Consider the following 16,529-nt stretch of genomic DNA (forward strand, 5'->3'; position numbering starts at 1 on the left):
ATGTCAGGATTATATGATAAAGATACTGGTGCTGCTTATGGTACGCACAAGACTTATATAAAAGGTTTTGTATTTTCAATAGTTATTACAACAATAGCTTTCGCATTAGTTGGTTTTAAGGTGTTTTCTCCTGCAGTATTGTGTATTGCGGTAGCGGTGCTTGCTATAACTCAATTATTTGTTCAGCTAGTATACTTCTTGCATTTAAGTACAGATTCAGAAGCTCGTTGGAATTTAGTGAGTGCTATATTTGCTGTAATGGTAGTAGCAATTATTCTTGCTGGTACAATGTGGATTATGTTCGATCTATATGCAATGATGATGTAATCATAATTTCTTAATATGTCTTCTTTCAAAAATTATTTTCAATTAGCTAAACCAGGTATCATCTTTGGTAATTTAATCACTCTTACTGGTGGTTTTTTATTAGCTACTCATCGCCAAATTGGCTTTGAATATATTACTCTTTTTTTATATGTAATGATTGGTGTAGCATTGATGATAGCTTCTGGCTGTGTATTCAATAACTGCTATGACCGAGACATAGACAGTACTATGGAGCGCACACAAAAGCGACCACTCGTAACAGGCGATATATCTTTAGCTATGGCTTTAGTATATGGTTCGATACTTTTTGTGTTAAGCTGTATGATTTTATATGCTCTAGTTAACCCGCTTACTCTATATATAATTTTAGTTGGTTTTGTAGTTTATGTGGTTATATATACTATCTCGAAAAGACTTACTATCCATGCTACTGTGCTTGGTGGTATATCTGGGGCTATTCCACCTGTAGCAGGTTATACTGCTGTAGTAAATGGTCTAGACTATAATGCATTAGGATTGTTCTTAATACTCTTCTTTTGGCAGATACCACACTCGTACGCCATAGCTATGTTATATAAAGATGATTATAAAAAAGTTAATCTTCCAATGTTACCTTTGGTTAAAGGTGTTGCCTATACAAAAAAGATAATGTTAGTTTATCTTGTGCCTTTTGTGGTTTCGTGTAGCATACCGTATTTGCTAGGTACAGCAGACTTAGTTTCGTTTGTTGTTTGTATGTTTGTGGCTATATACTGGTTATACAAATCAGTAGTATCATATAAGCAAGATGATGATAGAGCTTATGCTAAGACTGTTTTTAAAATATCTATAATTGTAGTTACTGTCATCAGTCTTTGTTTAGGTTAATTAGCTTTTTAGCACTTTAACATCCCTTTTACTTTTTAAATCTTCTTGATAAATAAACATTTGCCCTTATACTTTTAAACAGGCAAATATTTTAATTCTTGGAGAGATTAGTGTCTGTACATAGTGAATTTAACCAACTTTTAGAGTTTTTGAATAATCGTGTGGTTGGTCAAGAAAACTTAAATAAAAGACTTTTGATAGCATTATTAGGTGGTGGACACTTACTTGTAGAGGGCGCGCCAGGGCTTGCAAAAACTACAGCGATTAAAACTTTATCTGAAAGTATAGATTGCTCTTATCATCGTGTTCAGTTTACTCCTGATTTATTGCCAGCAGATCTTACTGGTACTGAGATTTACGTACCACAACAACAAAGTTTTGAGTTTCAAACAGGGCCGTTATTTCATAATCTTTTATTAGCGGATGAGATAAACCGTGCTCCAGCTAAAGTTCAGTCAGCATTATTAGAAGCAATGGGTGAGAAGCAAATAACAGTAGGCAAGAAAACTTATCCATTATCAGACTTGTTTATGGTGATGGCAACTCAAAACCCTATTGAGCAAGAGGGAACTTACCCACTACCAGAGGCTCAGCTAGACAGATTTATGATGTTTGTTAAAATTCAATACCCAGATCCAAAGACCGAGGCTAAGATCTTAGCCATAAGTCGTGGAGAAGCTTTAGGGCATGTTATTGAACACCCTAGTATTCATCAAGATACTATCTTCGTAGCACAAAAAGAAGTTTTGAATGTGCAGGTATCTCAAGTGATAGAAGAGTATATGATAGAGCTTATATTAGCATCTCGTCATCCAGAAAAATATAGTCAAGATATTGCTAAATGGGTATCGTTTGGGGCTAGTCCTCGTGGAACAATATCTCTTGATAGAGCTGCTCGTGCTCATGCTTGGTTAAATGGTTGTGACTTTGTATCTCCAAGTGATATACATGCTGTAATTTATGAGGTTTTACGCCATAGAATTCTACTTACATTTGAAGCAGAAGTTGATGGTGTTACTACTGATGATGTTATTACAAAACTATTAAAAGCTGTACCAATCCCATAAGTTAGAAAGATAGTACTTCGTATGGAGCTTATTAGAGAATGAAAAGCTATAAAGGTATAAAGCCAGATATCAATGAATTATTGAGTTATCGTTATCGAGCAAAAGCCTTGAAGTTATTTGCTAATCAAAAAGTAAATTCAGTAAATGCTGGAAGTAAATCATCTAAGGCTAAAGGTCGCGGGATGGACTTTGATGAGGTTAGGCACTATCAACCAGGTGATGATATTAGGTTAATGCATTGGTCTCTAACCGCTAGATTGGGTAAGCCATATACAAAGGTCTATCATGAAGAAAGAGAGCGAACACTATACTTTGTAGTAGATCAAAGTACTACAATGAAATTTGGTACACGAGAATGCTTTAAATCTGTAAAGGTCGCAAATGCTACTGCTTTAATTGGTTTTGGAGCATTAGAAGCTCATGAGAAAGTTGGAGGAGTGATTTTTGATGATGAGGGGTATAGTTTTTATCCTGCTAAACAAGATAAGTCAGCCCTAGTAAAAATATTAAATCATGTAACAACAGATAATAAACAACCTCAAATAAGCACTGATAAAGGTTTGGCTGGTGCGTTAAAGTTTCTTTATGCGAAGGCTCGTAGTAATAGTGTGATAGTTGTAATGGGTGATTTTGATGGGTTTAATTCAGAAGCTAGACAATACTTAAAACTATTAGCTAAAAAAAATGAGATTATTAATATGTTTAGTTATGATCCATTAGAAAAAGAGCTGCCAGCGAAAGATATTTATAATTTTAGTGATGGTGAAGAAAATTTAGTTTTTGATGCGGCAAATACTAGGCAGTACAAAATTTATAAAGACATATATAATACTAGGCATAGTGCTATTAAAGATTTTTCACGTCAATACAAAATGGCATTTTTTGAGATGGCGACTAATGATGATTTGGTTAAAACAATAAATTATGGGGTGGCAGGGCATGCAACCTAATAATCTTCTTGACCAATTAAAGGATATTTACCTTCCCCAAGAGGTTTCTTCATGGTGGCCATTAGCTTATGGTTGGTGGGTTGTGTTTGGACTTATTGTATTTGTTGGGGTATTATTTTTAATCTATTTGCAAATTAGAAAAAGACAGAAGCAATATGTTGAGAGTATTGTAGATGATTTTAAAGCTAGTGTTACTGATACTTATATATCAAAACCTAAAGAAGTTTTGCAAACCATTTCGGTCTATTTAAAACGCATTGCAATTCATAAGTTTCCAAAGGATGATATTAAATTATTATACGGACAAGATTGGGTTGATTACCTTAATTCAAAGACTAAAATTAGTATGTTTGAAGGAAGTGTTGCTGAGAGCTTAGCAAATATTTACCGACCTATTTCTTTAAGTGATAATGAGCTTGAATCTATTGTAGTGGCTAGTCAAACATGGATAAGGAGAGTTTTATGATAAACATAGAATATCCTTGGGTTTTTATCTTACTAATATTGCCATTAGTTTTTTACTGGATTGTTCCTCGTGCAAAAGCAGATAAGCAAGCAGCACTTAAAACACCATTTTTTAAGCAAATACAATCACAGTTACCAACAAGTCTTGAAAGTAATTTTAAGAGGGCTAATTATTTTAAATATTTATTGGCTACTATTTGGGTGCTTATTATCATTTCTGGTTCAGGACTGCAATGGCTTGGTAAACCTATGAGCTTACCACAGACAGGTCGAGACCTTATGATGGCCATAGATTTATCAGGAAGTATGGCTATTGAAGATATGAAAAAAGCTGACGGAAAATCAGAATCAAGATTTGATCTTGTGATGCGAGTAGCTAATGAATTTTTAGATACCCGGAAAGGTGACAGAGTTGGATTAGTGCTGTTTGGTACAAAGGCTTATTTACAGACACCACTTACATTTGATATTCCTACTGTTAAAAAGATCCTTAACGACTCAAGTATAGCTTTACCTGGGCCACAAACAGCAATTGGTGATGCTATAGGTCTTTCTGTGAAAAAACTAATGCAATATCCTAGTGACTCAAAGGCTTTGGTGCTACTTACAGATGGTGAGAATAATTCAGGAACATTAAAGCCATTACAAGCAGCTGAAATAGCTAAAAAAACAGGCATTAAGATATATACCATTGGGTTAGGTGGTGGGCAGATGGTGGTCAATACTGCATTTGGACAGAGATTAGTAAACACTTCTGAAGATCTTGATACTGGTGTACTCGAGCAAATTGCAAAAATGACTGGCGGGAAATTTTTCAGAGCTCAGAATAGTAGTGATTTGCAAAAGGTTTATGAAGATATTGATAAGCTTGAACCAACGGAGTCTGATAAAACTGTAGTCAGACCAATAACTTATTTATACCCTTGGACTTTAGGTGGAGCATTAGTCATAAGTTATATAGTCGCATTATTATGGTTAAATCGTAGGAGGGCAAACTCTCATGGTTGATACACTTCACTTTATACGTCCTTGGTGGTTTTTAGCTCTTATACCAAATGCAGTATTTGTATATTTGTTGGTTAGATATTCTAGTAAATCAAATAACTGGTCAAAATATTGCGATCCACACTTGCTTGAACATATAATTGTTGGGAAAAGTGCTAAGAGTAAAAAATCGTTATTACCAATATTTTTCTTTATAGTTTGGAGTTTATTGGTAGTAGCATTAGCTGGACCTAGCTGGAAGCATCAAAATGTGCCTATTTATCAAAAAAATATTTCTAGGATTATAGCTCTAGATGTATCTCAATCTATGGATACTACTGATGTCTCACCAAGTAGGCTTGGATTAGCTAAATATAAGATACTTGATATGCTTAAGAGAATTACAGAAGGGCAAGTTGGGATGATAGTTTTTTCAAGTGAGCCTTTTGTAGTATCACCACTCACGAGTGATTCTAAAACTATAGCAAATTTAGTAAATGTTCTTAGTACTAGTATCGTACCTGTAAAAGGGCACGATATGGCAAAAGCACTATCAAAATCATCTGAGCTTTTAACCCAAGGTGGTGCTGGTGAAGGACAAGTGGTGCTAATTACAGATTCTACACCAACAGATAAGGCTATAGAACAGGCAAATAAACTAGCTCAAAAAGGTATAACCGTTGATGTGTATGCTATTGGTACACCAAAGGGTGGTATTGCTAAAGATAAAGATGGGAATTATATCAAAGATAGCTCCGGTAAGATTCAATACTTTGGGGTGAACTTACAAGGTTTAAGAAAGTTAGCCAAAGCCGGTGATGGGAAGCTTATCACTTTAACTGCTAATAACAATGATGTAAAAGCTTTGATACAAGATATTCAAAACGGTGTGAAAACTAAAGAGTCAAAACAGTCATCAGCTAATACATTCTGGCAGGATGAAGGTGTTTATTTTATTTGGGCCTTAGGGTTACTAAGCGTGTTAGTGTTTAGAAGAGGGTTTTTGGAGAAGATATGTCGTTAAAAAAAGTATTTTTACTTGCATTCTTTACTCCTTGTTTGGCATTAGCAAGCTGGAATGATGCTTGGCATACAAAAGATCAGCAAGGTAAAAACAATTTTGAACAGGGTGATTATAAAAATGCTGCTCAAAGCTTTGAAAATTCTAGTTGGAAGGGAGCATCGTACTATAAAGCTAAAGATTTCCAGAATGCTTATAATGAGTTTAAAAAAGATAATACAGCTTCAGGACTTTATAACCAAGGCAATGCTCTAACACAGCTTGGCAAATATAAAGATGCGATAAAAGCTTATAATAAGGCTATTGAAGAAAGACCTGATTTTGAAGATGCAAAAGCTAATCTTAAAATAGCTGAAGAACTTGATAAACAAAAAGATCAGAATAAAAACAATAATGATGATCAAAAAGATAATCAGGATAATCAAAAACAGAAAGATAAAGACAACAAAGACAACAAAGACAACAAAGACAACAAAGACAACAAAGACAACAAAGACAACAAAGACAACAAAGACAACAAAGACAACAAAGACAACAAAGACAACAAAGACAACAAAGACAACAAAGACAACAAAGACAACAAAGACAACAAAGACAATAAAGACAATAAAGACAATAAAGACAATAAAGACAATAAAGACAATAAAGACAATAAAGACAATAAAGACAATAAAAACGAGCAAGATAAACAAGAGTCTAAAGATAATGATTCTCAAGCTCAGCAACAAGCTAGAGAGGATGAGTTAGATAAGCGAGAGGCAGATAAGCTTTTAGCTATGGTAGACGATGATCCTGGTGGATTATTAAGACATAAGTTTGCACGAGACTATCAAAGAATGACAGGAGCTAATCGTGAGAGTTAATTTTATGAAAAAAATTAGTGTTTTATTAGCATTAGTGCTTTTGAGTGTGAGTGTGAGTTTTGCTAAGGTTTCAGCATCAATAGATAGAACAGATATAGAGAATGGTGAGACTATAGAGCTGACTTTACATCTTGAAAACTTTAATACTCAGCCACAATTAGATGTTTTAGATAAAGATTTTACGGTATATAACACTAGTACAAACAGCAAGGTTTCCACGATAAATGGTAAAACGACAGCAATATACGATATGATTGTTACTATTATGCCAGATAAAGCCGGTAAGCTTACTATTCCTGCTATTAGAGTTGGTAATGAATATACAAACCCGATTAATATCAAGGTTGATAAAGCATTAACCAGTGATGAGCAAAGTGAATATCAAGATATATTTGCTATTAGTACAATAGCTAGAACAAAAAGTTATGTAAATGTACCAGTTCTTTATACTCTAAAATTATACTATTCAACACCGATGCTTGGTATACAGCCAAAAGCATTTAAAATAAGAAATGCTGAGATGAAGCCGACAAGTCACCAAATATCTTATGAGAAAAGAATAAATGGTAAGCTTTATGAGGTAGCTGAACAGAGTTTTCTGATAATTCCTCATGTGACAGGTAAGTTATACGTGCCTCCGATGATTCTTGAGGCAACTTTATCTAAAGGTTTTGGACAGCTTGGGGTAAAAAAAGAAAGTATTCCAACCAAATCACATACGCTTTATGTTAAACCCATACCAAAAGATATTCGTATAAAAGATTGGTTCCCATCATCTGAAGTAACTATGAAAGATAACTGGTCAGATGATAAAAATGTTAAGGTAGGTAACTTACTAACAAGAACAGTAACTATTAAAGCACAAGGAGTATTAAGTACAGATATTCCAAAATTAGATTTTAGCTCAAATGATGATTTTAATGTTTATGCGGAAAAACCAAAATTAGATGATATTGAGAAGAGTGGCAAACTTACTGGTACAGCAACATATACTGTTGGTTATATGCCAACTACAGAAGGTAAGTCAAAAGTGCCAAAGTTGGAGCTTAAATGGTTTGATATAGACACTCATAGATCAAAGATTGCTAGCATTCCTGTAAAAGATTTTGATGTTAAAAAAGGTAGCCTAGTAAATACGGATTTCTCAAGCTTATCACCACAAAAAGCTCAAATCGTAGAGAAGACTGTAGTTGACTATTATTGGCGAAATATTGCTATATTATTTATGGTTTTATGGGTTATTACACTACTATTACTTTTAAAATGTAAGTTATCTAAACCTAAACAAAAAAATAATAATGATAGCACCTCGAACTTAAATACAGTAAACCAATCGAGCTTTAAAGAAGTTAAGAAAGCTTGTGGTAAAAAAGATAAAGTTGCATTGCAACAATCACTTATAGGTTGGGCAAGTGAGAAATATGATAAAGAAATATTCTCATTACTTGAGGTTGCTGAACTAGTGCCTGAACTTAAAGCGCTGGTAATAGGTTTGAATGCTTCAATATATGCAGATAAAGAGTTTAATCAGTATGCAGAGCTATTAGAAGAAATTAAAAAGGTAGCAAAATCTAATAAAAAAACAGATAATAAAAAGATTAAAGGACTTTACGAATAAAAAATATGAAACTCTTTGTAACAGCAATTACGATAATTTTGTCAGTTTTTTTAGCTCAAGCTAAAAATCCCAAATCTGATACTAGTGATATAAAGCCCTCTGAAAAAGTTGTTTTAGTCACTGGTTTTGAAGCTTTTGATGGAGAAGGCGTTAATCCATCGTATCAAGCTGTCACCAAGTTGCCAGATAATATAGATGGTTACAAAATCATTAAAAAAGAACTACCTGTAAGTTTTAAGCAATCGACTAAGGCTTTGGATAAATACATCAATAAATACAATCCTTCTATAGTTTTGAATGTTGGTCAAGCTGGGGGTAGATCAAGCATATCTCTTGAGCGAGTGGCTATAAATGTTGACGATGCAAGAATCCCAGATAATGATGGAGCAAAGCCCGTAAATAAAGTCATATCTAAGAAAGGAGAAAATGCTTACTTTAGTAAGCTACCTATATATAAAATAAAAAAAGCTATAAACGCAAAGGGAATCCCAGTGATTATTTCAAATTCAGCTGGTACTTATGTTTGTAATCACATTATGTATGAGTTATTAAATCAACTAGCAAATAAATACCCAAATAAGATAGGTGGTTTTATCCATGTACCTTATAGTACTCAACAAGCTGTATCAAAAGATAATGAACCTAGTATGAGTATAGTTGATATGACAACAGCTATTGATACTGCAATAAAAGTTTCAATAAAGAGTCTGAGTAATAATGGATAAAAACCTCAAATATTACCTGGGCATATCATTATTTGTCATTTCATTTGTACCTTATATAATAGTTTTTGCGATTTTGCCATTTGTAGGTTTAGCAACAGCGACATATTTAGCTGTTTCATCAATTTTGCTGATAAGTGCGGAAGTTATATTTGTAATATCTGTGATGTTACTAGGTAAAACCATAGTTACGGCTATTAAAGATACTATAAAAAAAGTGTTTAAGAATGCTTTTAGCCAGCAAAAACCGATTAGTTATAAGAGATATATTATCGGAATGATAATGTTTTTTAGTAGTTTAGTTTATCCAACCATTTCAATGGAGCTTATATTATTGTTTGATAAGGCTAGGCAGGTTGGTGAAGTAAATATGATGCTAATTTTATTTAGTGGTGATATTATTTTTATAGGAAGCTTTTTTGTTTTAGGTAGCGATTTTATTACGAAGTTAAAGTTAGCATTTAAATATGATAAGTCTTAATGTTTATAGTTTGTATGCTTATCTTAAGTAGAAAGCTTTAGTTTATTAGGAATTTAAAGAGGAGTTATGGAAGTAGAATTTCAAGTTTTGCAAACAAATAGTTTGGTGGATGTTTTGAACTATATTTGCACACAGGTATCAGATAATTACATTACTAACAAAAGGTTAGCAATTTTAGCCCCAAGTGGTGTAGCAAAAGAACTTGATACGGTTTTGTGGCAAGCAGGCCAAGAGAGTTTTATCCCACATTTTTGTGCATTAAATGCTAAGGAATATAACACTTTCAAGGGTATCCCTATACTTATTACGGACAATGTGTTTATAGTAAACAATTTTGATGAACTTATAAATATTATGGATATAGGGATAGATAAGAATAAAGTAAAAGTTAGTAAGCTTATAGAAGTTGTTTATCAGGATAATAAAGCTTTAGACTCTTCGCGTAAAAAATATGTGTTTTACAAAAAGTCTGGACTGGAAATTAAAACTAAAAAAACTAGCTTTTAAGTAGATTGGCATAAGCTCCAGGCCAAGAGCCATCTATTTTTATAGCACCAACTGCTTTTTCATAGAACTCAGCAGGACCAACCGCTCCAATAATTGCATAAGCATAACCTTTAAGCTTCATATCCATCATACATGCTTGTAGTAAAGCTTTGCCAGTGCCAAGGCCACGGGCAGATTGACTAACTCCTGTAGGACCAAAAAAATTGAGCATAGTACTGTCATAGCAAGCAAAGCCTATGATTTCCTTATCTTTTATTGCAATAAAAATAGAACCAGGATTATTTGAAAAAGCTATGTCTGCCTCATCTGCCCAGGCTTGAGCAAACTCTTTTTTTATCCAGTTAAGGACAATGCTTTTTTCAGGAGCTAATGCTTTACGGATTATGATGTTTTTTTTAGTTTGTTGTGAAATACACTTAAGATCAAGTTCTAAGTTATAGAGTTTAACTAGCATATCAAAATGAGGCATGTTTTAAAGTTTGTTGGTGGGTTCTTATAGTATATTTTATATCTTTATTACTTAAATTCATAAATAAGCTAAGGTTTTATTTCCAATAAACTTTAAAAATGATTATATTTACAGCAAGTGCTTATTTTTTTAACCATCAGAATGAAAAAAGTTTTAAATGCTAAAGCTCCATGGTTGTGGGTACCAAGTACATTTTTTATGGAAGGCTTACCAGCAAGTATGATTATGCTTGTGTTAGCTATAATGTACAAAAACTTAGGAGTTTCTAACTTTGAGATTACTCTTTATACAGGTTCAATGGTTTTGCCTTGGGTTATTAAACCACTTTGGGCACCACTGATTGACTCTGTATGTACCACGCGATGGTGGATATATGCAATGCAAATTTTTGTGGGTCTTGCATTTATAGTTATGTCACTATCTTTAAAAACAGAACACTTTTTACTTTTTAGTATAGTTGCAGGCTGGTTTATAGCATTCATGTCATCTAGTCATGATATTGCAGTAGATGGTTTTTATATTCAAAATCTCTCTCCAGAACAGCAATCGTATTTCATAGGGATGCAGTCAGCAGCCTATAATATTGGTAAAGTTTTTGCTACAGGATTTATACTAATGCTTTGTGGAGGTCTCTATAATGTAAATAATGATTATGTTGAGAGTTGGAGCCTTTGCTTAGTGCTCGTAGGCTGTGTATGTATATTTATGGGATATTACCACCTAAAAATCCTACCAGAGCAACCAGTTTTAGAAAAGAAAAGTGCTAAAGAAACATTTAGAAATTTTATTGATGTTTATAAGACATTTTTTTTAATTAAAAACTTATGGATTGGTTTGGCATTTATCTTTTTATTTAAGTTTTCAGAAAGTATGATTGGGGCAATACTACCATTATTTATGATTGATACTCATCAAAATGGGGGACTAAGTTTAGGCAATACATTTACGGGTTTTGCTTATGGAACTATATCTCCTATAGCTATTATACTTGGTGGCTTTGTGGGTGGGTACTATATCTATCGTAAAGGTTTTGGTAGTACTATATATACAATGTTTGTATTAGTCAATTTACCGCATATTCTCTATGTTCTTCTAGCATATTTTCAGGTAAATGATCATATCGTAGTTATTTTATGTGTTTTTGTTGAGCAATTTAGTTTTAGTTTAGGGCTTACTGCAGCTATGCTTTTTTGTTATTTCATGGTGAAAGATAGTTCACATAAAACGGCTCATTATGCCTTTATATCAGGAGTACTTCTTCTGGGTAGAATGATACCAGTAATGATAAGCGGAGCTATTGAAAGCTCAGTTGGGTATACGATGTTTTTTATTATAACGATAATCTTAGCATTACCAGTTGTATTAATACTTCCAAAGGTTAAAGCTATGTTAGGAGACTATGGTAAAACACATGCTAAGGAGCGAAAGGTAGGCTAGCAATGTACTTAGGCCTTAACCTTTAAACCCTTGAGCTACTACATAAATTTCTCTTGACCTAGGACGAGATGATTTTGGCTTGAACTGTGTAACCTTCTTGAAGCATTCTTTAACTTGCTTGATATATTCATCACTACCTTGTCCTTGGAAAAGCTTAACAACAAAGCTACCATTGCTGACAAGGTTATCTTTAGCAAAGTCTAATGCTAGCTCTAGTAGATGTATCGATTTAGCTTGATCAGATGTTTTATTACCACTCATATTTGGAGCCATATCACTAACTATTGAGTCTATCTTTTTTCCTTCAACAAGAGAGTTTAATTGCTCAAAGGTATCATCACTAGAAAAATCTCCTTGTATGAAATCGACTCCTGCAATTGGGGACATATCAAGTAAATCAAGAGCTATCAACTTACCGTTTTGCCCTATATATTTTACAATATGTTCAGACCAGCCTCCAGGTGCAGCACCTAAATCTACTACAAACATATTTGGTTTTATGAGTTTGTATTTTTCTTGAATCTCTATGATTTTAAAGCTTGCACGTGATCTATAGCCTAATTTCTTAGCTTCTGCGACAAAGTGGTCAGAATCATGCTCTTGCACCCAACGCTTACTACTTGCGGTCTTTACCATGAATATATTGATGTTAAATTTTTATAGAGAGATTTTACTGTTTTTAACTAGTAAATAGTAGTATTTCAAACTATAAAATTAATGATTTTACTAGGTTATATTTGTTATAATTATCGTGTAATTATTGATTTATGGGTACTTGAATGAAAAAGATATTAGCTTTGAGCTCTTTAATAGTATTGTTAGCATCTTGTAATATTGATGAAGCAATTCAAGATAACATAGATCATTATCATCGACTTTCTAGAGATGAAAATATTAAAGAAGAGTCATTTAGTAAAGATACAAATACTATCGAAGGAATGAGATTTTTAACTGCCAATAAGCCAGATAAAACTATGGAATTCGATGGAGTGAATTTTGATGAGAGGTATAATGACTTAGTTAAATTTTTAGATAAAGAAGGATATAAAATAGTTGTAAATGATAAATTACATAATGTTGCTACTATAATTGCAGAAGTAAACAAACCTATGCCTAATATGAAATATATTGGCATTGAGATGGAACAAAATAGTAGATTAAAACAAACTGTTTATAACTTCGTTTACGGAAATAATAAGTTTTTAGCCCATAAGCTTTATGAAGATTATAAAAAAAGTTTAGAAGAACCTAAAAAGACGGGTGAAAATATTAATAAATCAGACAAATCAGACAAATCAGATAAATCAGATACTAAGACTTCTTCGTAAAGAAAGAGCTCAGTATTAGAAGTATTACACCGCAAGTTATAGCTGAATCTGCAATATTAAAAGCAGGCCAATGATAACTACCTGTATGAAAATCTAGAAAATCAATCACAAAACCTCTAAAAGCTCTGTCATAGAAATTACCTAAAGCTCCGCCTAATATCATTGCAAAAGAAAAAAGATTTAATTTGGCAGTTATTGGTTGCTTGATGATAAGGTAAATCAAAATTATAGCTGCGATCATTGAGATACAAGCAAACATAATAAGCTGCCAAGAGGTTTGGTCATTACTTAAAAAGCTAAATGCAGCTCCATGGTTATATAAAAGTGTCAGATTAAAGAAACTAGTTATCTCATAAGGCTGAGCAAAGTTTAGATGTGTATTTGCATAGTGCTTAGAGTATAAATCAACAGCTATAATAATTATAGCTACGATAAAATACTTAAGCTTTGGTTTAAGCGAATTCACGCGACTCTCCTGATTCAGTCGTTATATTTTCGACGCAACGCGAACAAATATCTGGATGCTCAGAGTTTTCACCAACACTAGCACTACGATGCCAGCATCTTTCACACTTAGTTTCTTCTAGTTTTTCTATATCGATATATAATCCAGGTATAGTTGACTCAACTGCTGAAGGTGTTTTGTTATCTATAGATTTAAGCTCAGCTTGTGAAGATATAAGTAAGAACCTTAACTCATTTTGTAATTTGCTTAATAGCTCCATGTTTGTAGAATCTACAAAAAGAGTGATTTTGGCTTCAAGAGATGCTTTGATAAGGTCTTCGTTTCTTTTTAGTTCTAAGACTCTATTTACTTCTGAACGGATGTTTTGTGTTTTTGCCCAGAATTCTATGCCTAATTCATCATTAGTCGAGAAAGTATTTAAACCATCATACCATTCACATAATTGGATTGGTAAATTTGTAGTTTTTGGTGTAGCTTCCCAAATCTCATCAGCAGTGTATGAAAGTATTGGAGCTATCCATCTAACTAATGCTTGTACAATATGATAAATAGCTGTTTGAGCAGACTTGCGAGGTTGACCGTCAGCTTTTGCTGTGTACTGTCTGTCTTTGATTACATCAAGATAGAAGCTACCCATTTCTACAGAGCAGAAGTGATGTATCAACTGTGCGACAGTATGAGTTTGATAGCCGTTATAGGCTTCAATAATCTTGTCTTGGAACTCTTGAGTTTTTGCAACAGCCCATTGATCAAGTTTTACAAGCTTATCAAACTCGATAATATCTGTATCAGGATTAAAACCATTTAGGTTAGATAGTAAAAATCTTGCAGTATTACGCAATCTTCTATAGGTATCCGCAGTACGCTTTAAAATTTCATCAGATACAGCCATTTCACTTCTATAATCCGCTGATGCAGTCCATAGGCGCAATATATCTGCACCCAAGGTATTATAAATATCTTGTGGAGATGTTACATTTCCAAGAGATTTAGACATTTTGCGGCCATTTTCATCAACAACGAAGCCATGAGTTAAAACTTCTTTGAAAGGTTTCTGGTTTTTAGCAGATAGTCCCACTAAAAGTGAAGTTTGGAACCAGCCACGATGCTGATCAGAACCTTCTAAGTATAGGTCTGCAGGATAGCTAAGATTTGTATCTTTATCGAGTAGACACATGTTAGATGAACCAGAGTCAAACCAGACATCTAAAGTATCCGTTACAGATTTATATTTGTCAGTATCAACTATAAATTCGCTATCATCAGCATTAAACCAAGCTTCTACGCCACCCTTTTCTATTTTCTGTGCTACTTTTTCAAGTATAGCAGTAGTGTCTGGATGAAGCTCTTCAGTATCTCTATCAATAAATAATGGTAGAGGTACACCCCAAGTTCTTTGGCGAGAAATACACCAATCAGGTCTATCTTTAAGCATGCCTTCGATACGGGTTTCGCCCCAAGCAGGAATCCATTTCGTGTCTTTCACTGCTTTTAAAGCATTGTCGCGTAAATGCTCTTTCTCCATGCTAATAAACCATTGAGGTGTAGCTCGGAACATTAGTGGAGTTTTGTGACGCCAGCAATGTGGATAGCTGTGTTTTAGTTTATCAAAATTCATTAGGCGTTTTTTCTCGCCTAAAAGCTCAACGATTCTATCGTTTGCTTTAAAGATGAACTCACCAGCAAAAAGAGGAGTGTTATCAGAGTAACAACCATTACCTTTAACAAAAGTTTCCATTGATAAATCGTGTTCTTTACCAAGTGTGAAATCCTCGACACCATGAGTAGGGGCAGTATGTACCATACCAGTACCAGAGTCAGCTGTTACATGGTCACCATGAAGTATAGGGACATGTCTACTATAGAAAGGGTGTTCAGCTATTATACCTACTAGCTTGTCACCATTTGTAGTAGCAATTACACTAGCATCTTCAATCGCGTACCTTTTTAGGGTGGCTTCAACTAGGTTTTCAGCCAGGATTATGTAGTTATTTTTTAATTTTACTAAGCTGTAGTTTAGCTCATTATGTATTGCGATAGCTTGGTTAGCTGGAAGGGTCCAAGGTGTAGTCGTCCATATGATTGCAAAAGCTTCATGATTTAAAGTGTCAAGACCAAAAGCTTGAGCTAGTTTTTCATGATCTTTAACTTTAAATTTAACATCTATGGCTGGAGATACTTTGTCAGCATACTCAACTTCAGCTTCAGCTAGAGCAGATCCACAAGCAGTACACCAATGTACGGGTTTAAAGCCTTTATTTAGATGACCATTCTCAACAATTTTTGCTAGAGTTCTAATCATATTAGCTTCATAGTCAAAATTCATTGTAAGGCAAGCATCATCCCAATCGCTTAATACGCCAAGTCTTTTGAAGTCTTTCTTTTGAAGCTCGACTTGTTTTTTAGCATATTTACGGCACTCTTTTCTAAAAGCATCTTCAGATATTTTTTGTCCAGCTTTACCATGTTTTTTTTCAACTTGTAATTCAATTGGTAGGCCGTGACAGTCCCAAGTTGGGATATATGGCGTATCAAAACCACTTAGAGCTTTAGATTTTATTATTATGTCTTTTAGAATCTTATTGACAGCGTGGCCAACATGAATATTCCCATTTGCATAAGGAGGGCCGTCGTGAAGAATAAACTTATCACGTCCAGCAAAATGCTCGCGCATTTTCTTATAAATTCCACTTTTTTCCCATTTGTTTAGAATCATGGGTTCTTTATTTGCTAAGTTGCCCTTCATTGAAAAGCTGGTTTTTGGGAGATTTAGCGTGCTTTTGTAGTCACTCATGTGAATTTCCTTGAAGATTTTAAATTGTTTTATTTTTAGAAAAATAAATTACTTAAGTGTAAGATTATAAAGCACATTGATAATTATGTTAATACTTCTTTGTATACAAAATGATTTTATAAGTATTTTAATTCTAGATAATTATGAGCTTTAATATGAATAT

18 protein-coding genes are annotated in these 16,529 nt (G+C 33.6%); 14 read left to right on the forward strand and 4 right to left on the reverse strand.

Annotated elements, in window-relative coordinates:
* The 12 genes from cyoD to FLM55_RS06870 all read left to right on the forward strand — a co-directional run bounded on the left by cyoD (position 1) and on the right by FLM55_RS06870 (position 9,872).
* On the forward strand, positions 1–327 hold the full coding sequence (gene cyoD / locus FLM55_RS06815) for a cytochrome o ubiquinol oxidase subunit IV (RefSeq protein ID WP_112870663.1): 327 nt from the start codon (positions 1–3) through the stop codon (positions 325–327).
* 15 nt (positions 328–342) lie between these two features.
* Positions 343–1,194 carry a heme o synthase gene (cyoE, locus tag FLM55_RS06820; protein ID WP_178948596.1) on the forward strand — a complete coding sequence of 284 codons (852 nt, stop codon included), beginning with the start codon at positions 343–345 and terminating at the stop codon, positions 1,192–1,194.
* A gap of 110 nt (positions 1,195–1,304) precedes the next feature.
* Positions 1,305–2,261, forward strand: coding sequence for a MoxR family ATPase (locus FLM55_RS06825; protein ID WP_178948597.1), 957 nt, complete (start codon positions 1,305–1,307; stop codon positions 2,259–2,261).
* A gap of 38 nt (positions 2,262–2,299) precedes the next feature.
* Complete coding sequence (locus FLM55_RS06830; RefSeq protein WP_178948598.1) at positions 2,300–3,211, forward strand: DUF58 domain-containing protein; 912 nt, start codon at positions 2,300–2,302, stop codon at positions 3,209–3,211.
* Entirely contained in the window at positions 3,201–3,677 is a 477-nt protein-coding gene (locus FLM55_RS06835; protein WP_178948599.1) for a DUF4381 domain-containing protein, read from the forward strand. Before FLM55_RS06830 ends, FLM55_RS06835 begins: the two co-directional genes overlap by 11 nt.
* Complete coding sequence (locus FLM55_RS06840; RefSeq protein WP_178948600.1) at positions 3,674–4,684, forward strand: VWA domain-containing protein; 1,011 nt, start codon at positions 3,674–3,676, stop codon at positions 4,682–4,684. The genes FLM55_RS06835 and FLM55_RS06840 overlap by 4 nt, the downstream gene beginning before the upstream one ends.
* Positions 4,677–5,684, forward strand: a complete 1,008-nt coding sequence (locus FLM55_RS06845) for a VWA domain-containing protein (RefSeq protein WP_178948601.1) — start codon at positions 4,677–4,679, stop codon at positions 5,682–5,684. Before FLM55_RS06840 ends, FLM55_RS06845 begins: the two co-directional genes overlap by 8 nt.
* Positions 5,675–6,544: a tetratricopeptide repeat protein gene (locus tag FLM55_RS06850; protein WP_178948602.1), complete on the forward strand. Its 870-nt coding sequence runs from the start codon at positions 5,675–5,677 to the stop codon at positions 6,542–6,544. Before FLM55_RS06845 ends, FLM55_RS06850 begins: the two co-directional genes overlap by 10 nt.
* Positions 6,545–6,548: 4 nt before the next feature.
* Positions 6,549–8,162 (forward strand): BatD family protein, encoded by a 1,614-nt coding sequence (locus FLM55_RS06855; protein WP_178948603.1) that lies wholly within the window; start codon positions 6,549–6,551, stop codon positions 8,160–8,162.
* Between the two features lie 5 nt (positions 8,163–8,167).
* Positions 8,168–8,887 carry a pyroglutamyl-peptidase I gene (gene pcp / locus FLM55_RS06860; RefSeq protein WP_178948604.1) on the forward strand — a complete coding sequence of 240 codons (720 nt, stop codon included), beginning with the start codon at positions 8,168–8,170 and terminating at the stop codon, positions 8,885–8,887.
* Positions 8,880–9,365 (forward strand): transporter suffix domain-containing protein, encoded by a 486-nt coding sequence (locus FLM55_RS06865; RefSeq protein ID WP_178948605.1) that lies wholly within the window; start codon positions 8,880–8,882, stop codon positions 9,363–9,365. Before pcp ends, FLM55_RS06865 begins: the two co-directional genes overlap by 8 nt.
* A gap of 66 nt (positions 9,366–9,431) precedes the next feature.
* Positions 9,432–9,872 (forward strand): DNA polymerase III subunit chi, encoded by a 441-nt coding sequence (locus FLM55_RS06870; RefSeq protein WP_178948606.1) that lies wholly within the window; start codon positions 9,432–9,434, stop codon positions 9,870–9,872.
* On the opposite strand, the gene FLM55_RS06875 is transcribed toward FLM55_RS06870, so the two are convergent.
* Positions 9,862–10,326, reverse strand: coding sequence for a GNAT family N-acetyltransferase (locus FLM55_RS06875; protein ID WP_218644477.1), 465 nt, complete (start codon positions 10,324–10,326; stop codon positions 9,862–9,864). The genes FLM55_RS06870 and FLM55_RS06875 overlap by 11 nt on opposite strands.
* 156 nt (positions 10,327–10,482) lie before the next feature.
* On the opposite strand from FLM55_RS06875, the gene FLM55_RS06880 reads away from it, so the two are divergent.
* A complete protein-coding gene (locus FLM55_RS06880) occupies positions 10,483–11,778 on the forward strand; it encodes an MFS transporter (protein WP_178948608.1) in 1,296 nt (431 codons plus the stop codon).
* A gap of 15 nt (positions 11,779–11,793) precedes the next feature.
* Here FLM55_RS06880 and rlmE read toward each other — a convergent pair whose 3' ends face one another.
* Entirely contained in the window at positions 11,794–12,414 is a 621-nt protein-coding gene (gene rlmE / locus FLM55_RS06885; RefSeq protein WP_178948609.1) for a 23S rRNA (uridine(2552)-2'-O)-methyltransferase RlmE, read from the reverse strand.
* A 143-nt stretch (positions 12,415–12,557) separates the two neighbouring features.
* Here rlmE and FLM55_RS06890 point away from each other — a divergent pair, with 143 nt between their 5' ends.
* Positions 12,558–13,106 carry a hypothetical protein gene (locus tag FLM55_RS06890; protein ID WP_256868862.1) on the forward strand — a complete coding sequence of 183 codons (549 nt, stop codon included), beginning with the start codon at positions 12,558–12,560 and terminating at the stop codon, positions 13,104–13,106.
* On the opposite strand, the gene lspA is transcribed toward FLM55_RS06890, so the two are convergent.
* Complete coding sequence (gene lspA / locus FLM55_RS06895; RefSeq protein ID WP_178948610.1) at positions 13,090–13,572, reverse strand: signal peptidase II; 483 nt, start codon at positions 13,570–13,572, stop codon at positions 13,090–13,092. The two genes, FLM55_RS06890 and lspA, sit on opposite strands and share 17 nt — an antisense overlap.
* Complete coding sequence (gene ileS, locus FLM55_RS06900; RefSeq protein WP_178948611.1) at positions 13,559–16,366, reverse strand: isoleucine--tRNA ligase; 2,808 nt, start codon at positions 16,364–16,366, stop codon at positions 13,559–13,561. Before ileS ends, lspA begins: the two co-directional genes overlap by 14 nt.
* Positions 16,367–16,529: the final 163 nt, after the last annotated feature.

It is taken from the genome of Francisella sp. Scap27, assembly GCF_013394105.1.
Classification (GTDB): domain Bacteria; phylum Pseudomonadota; class Gammaproteobacteria; order Francisellales; family Francisellaceae; genus Francisella; species Francisella adeliensis.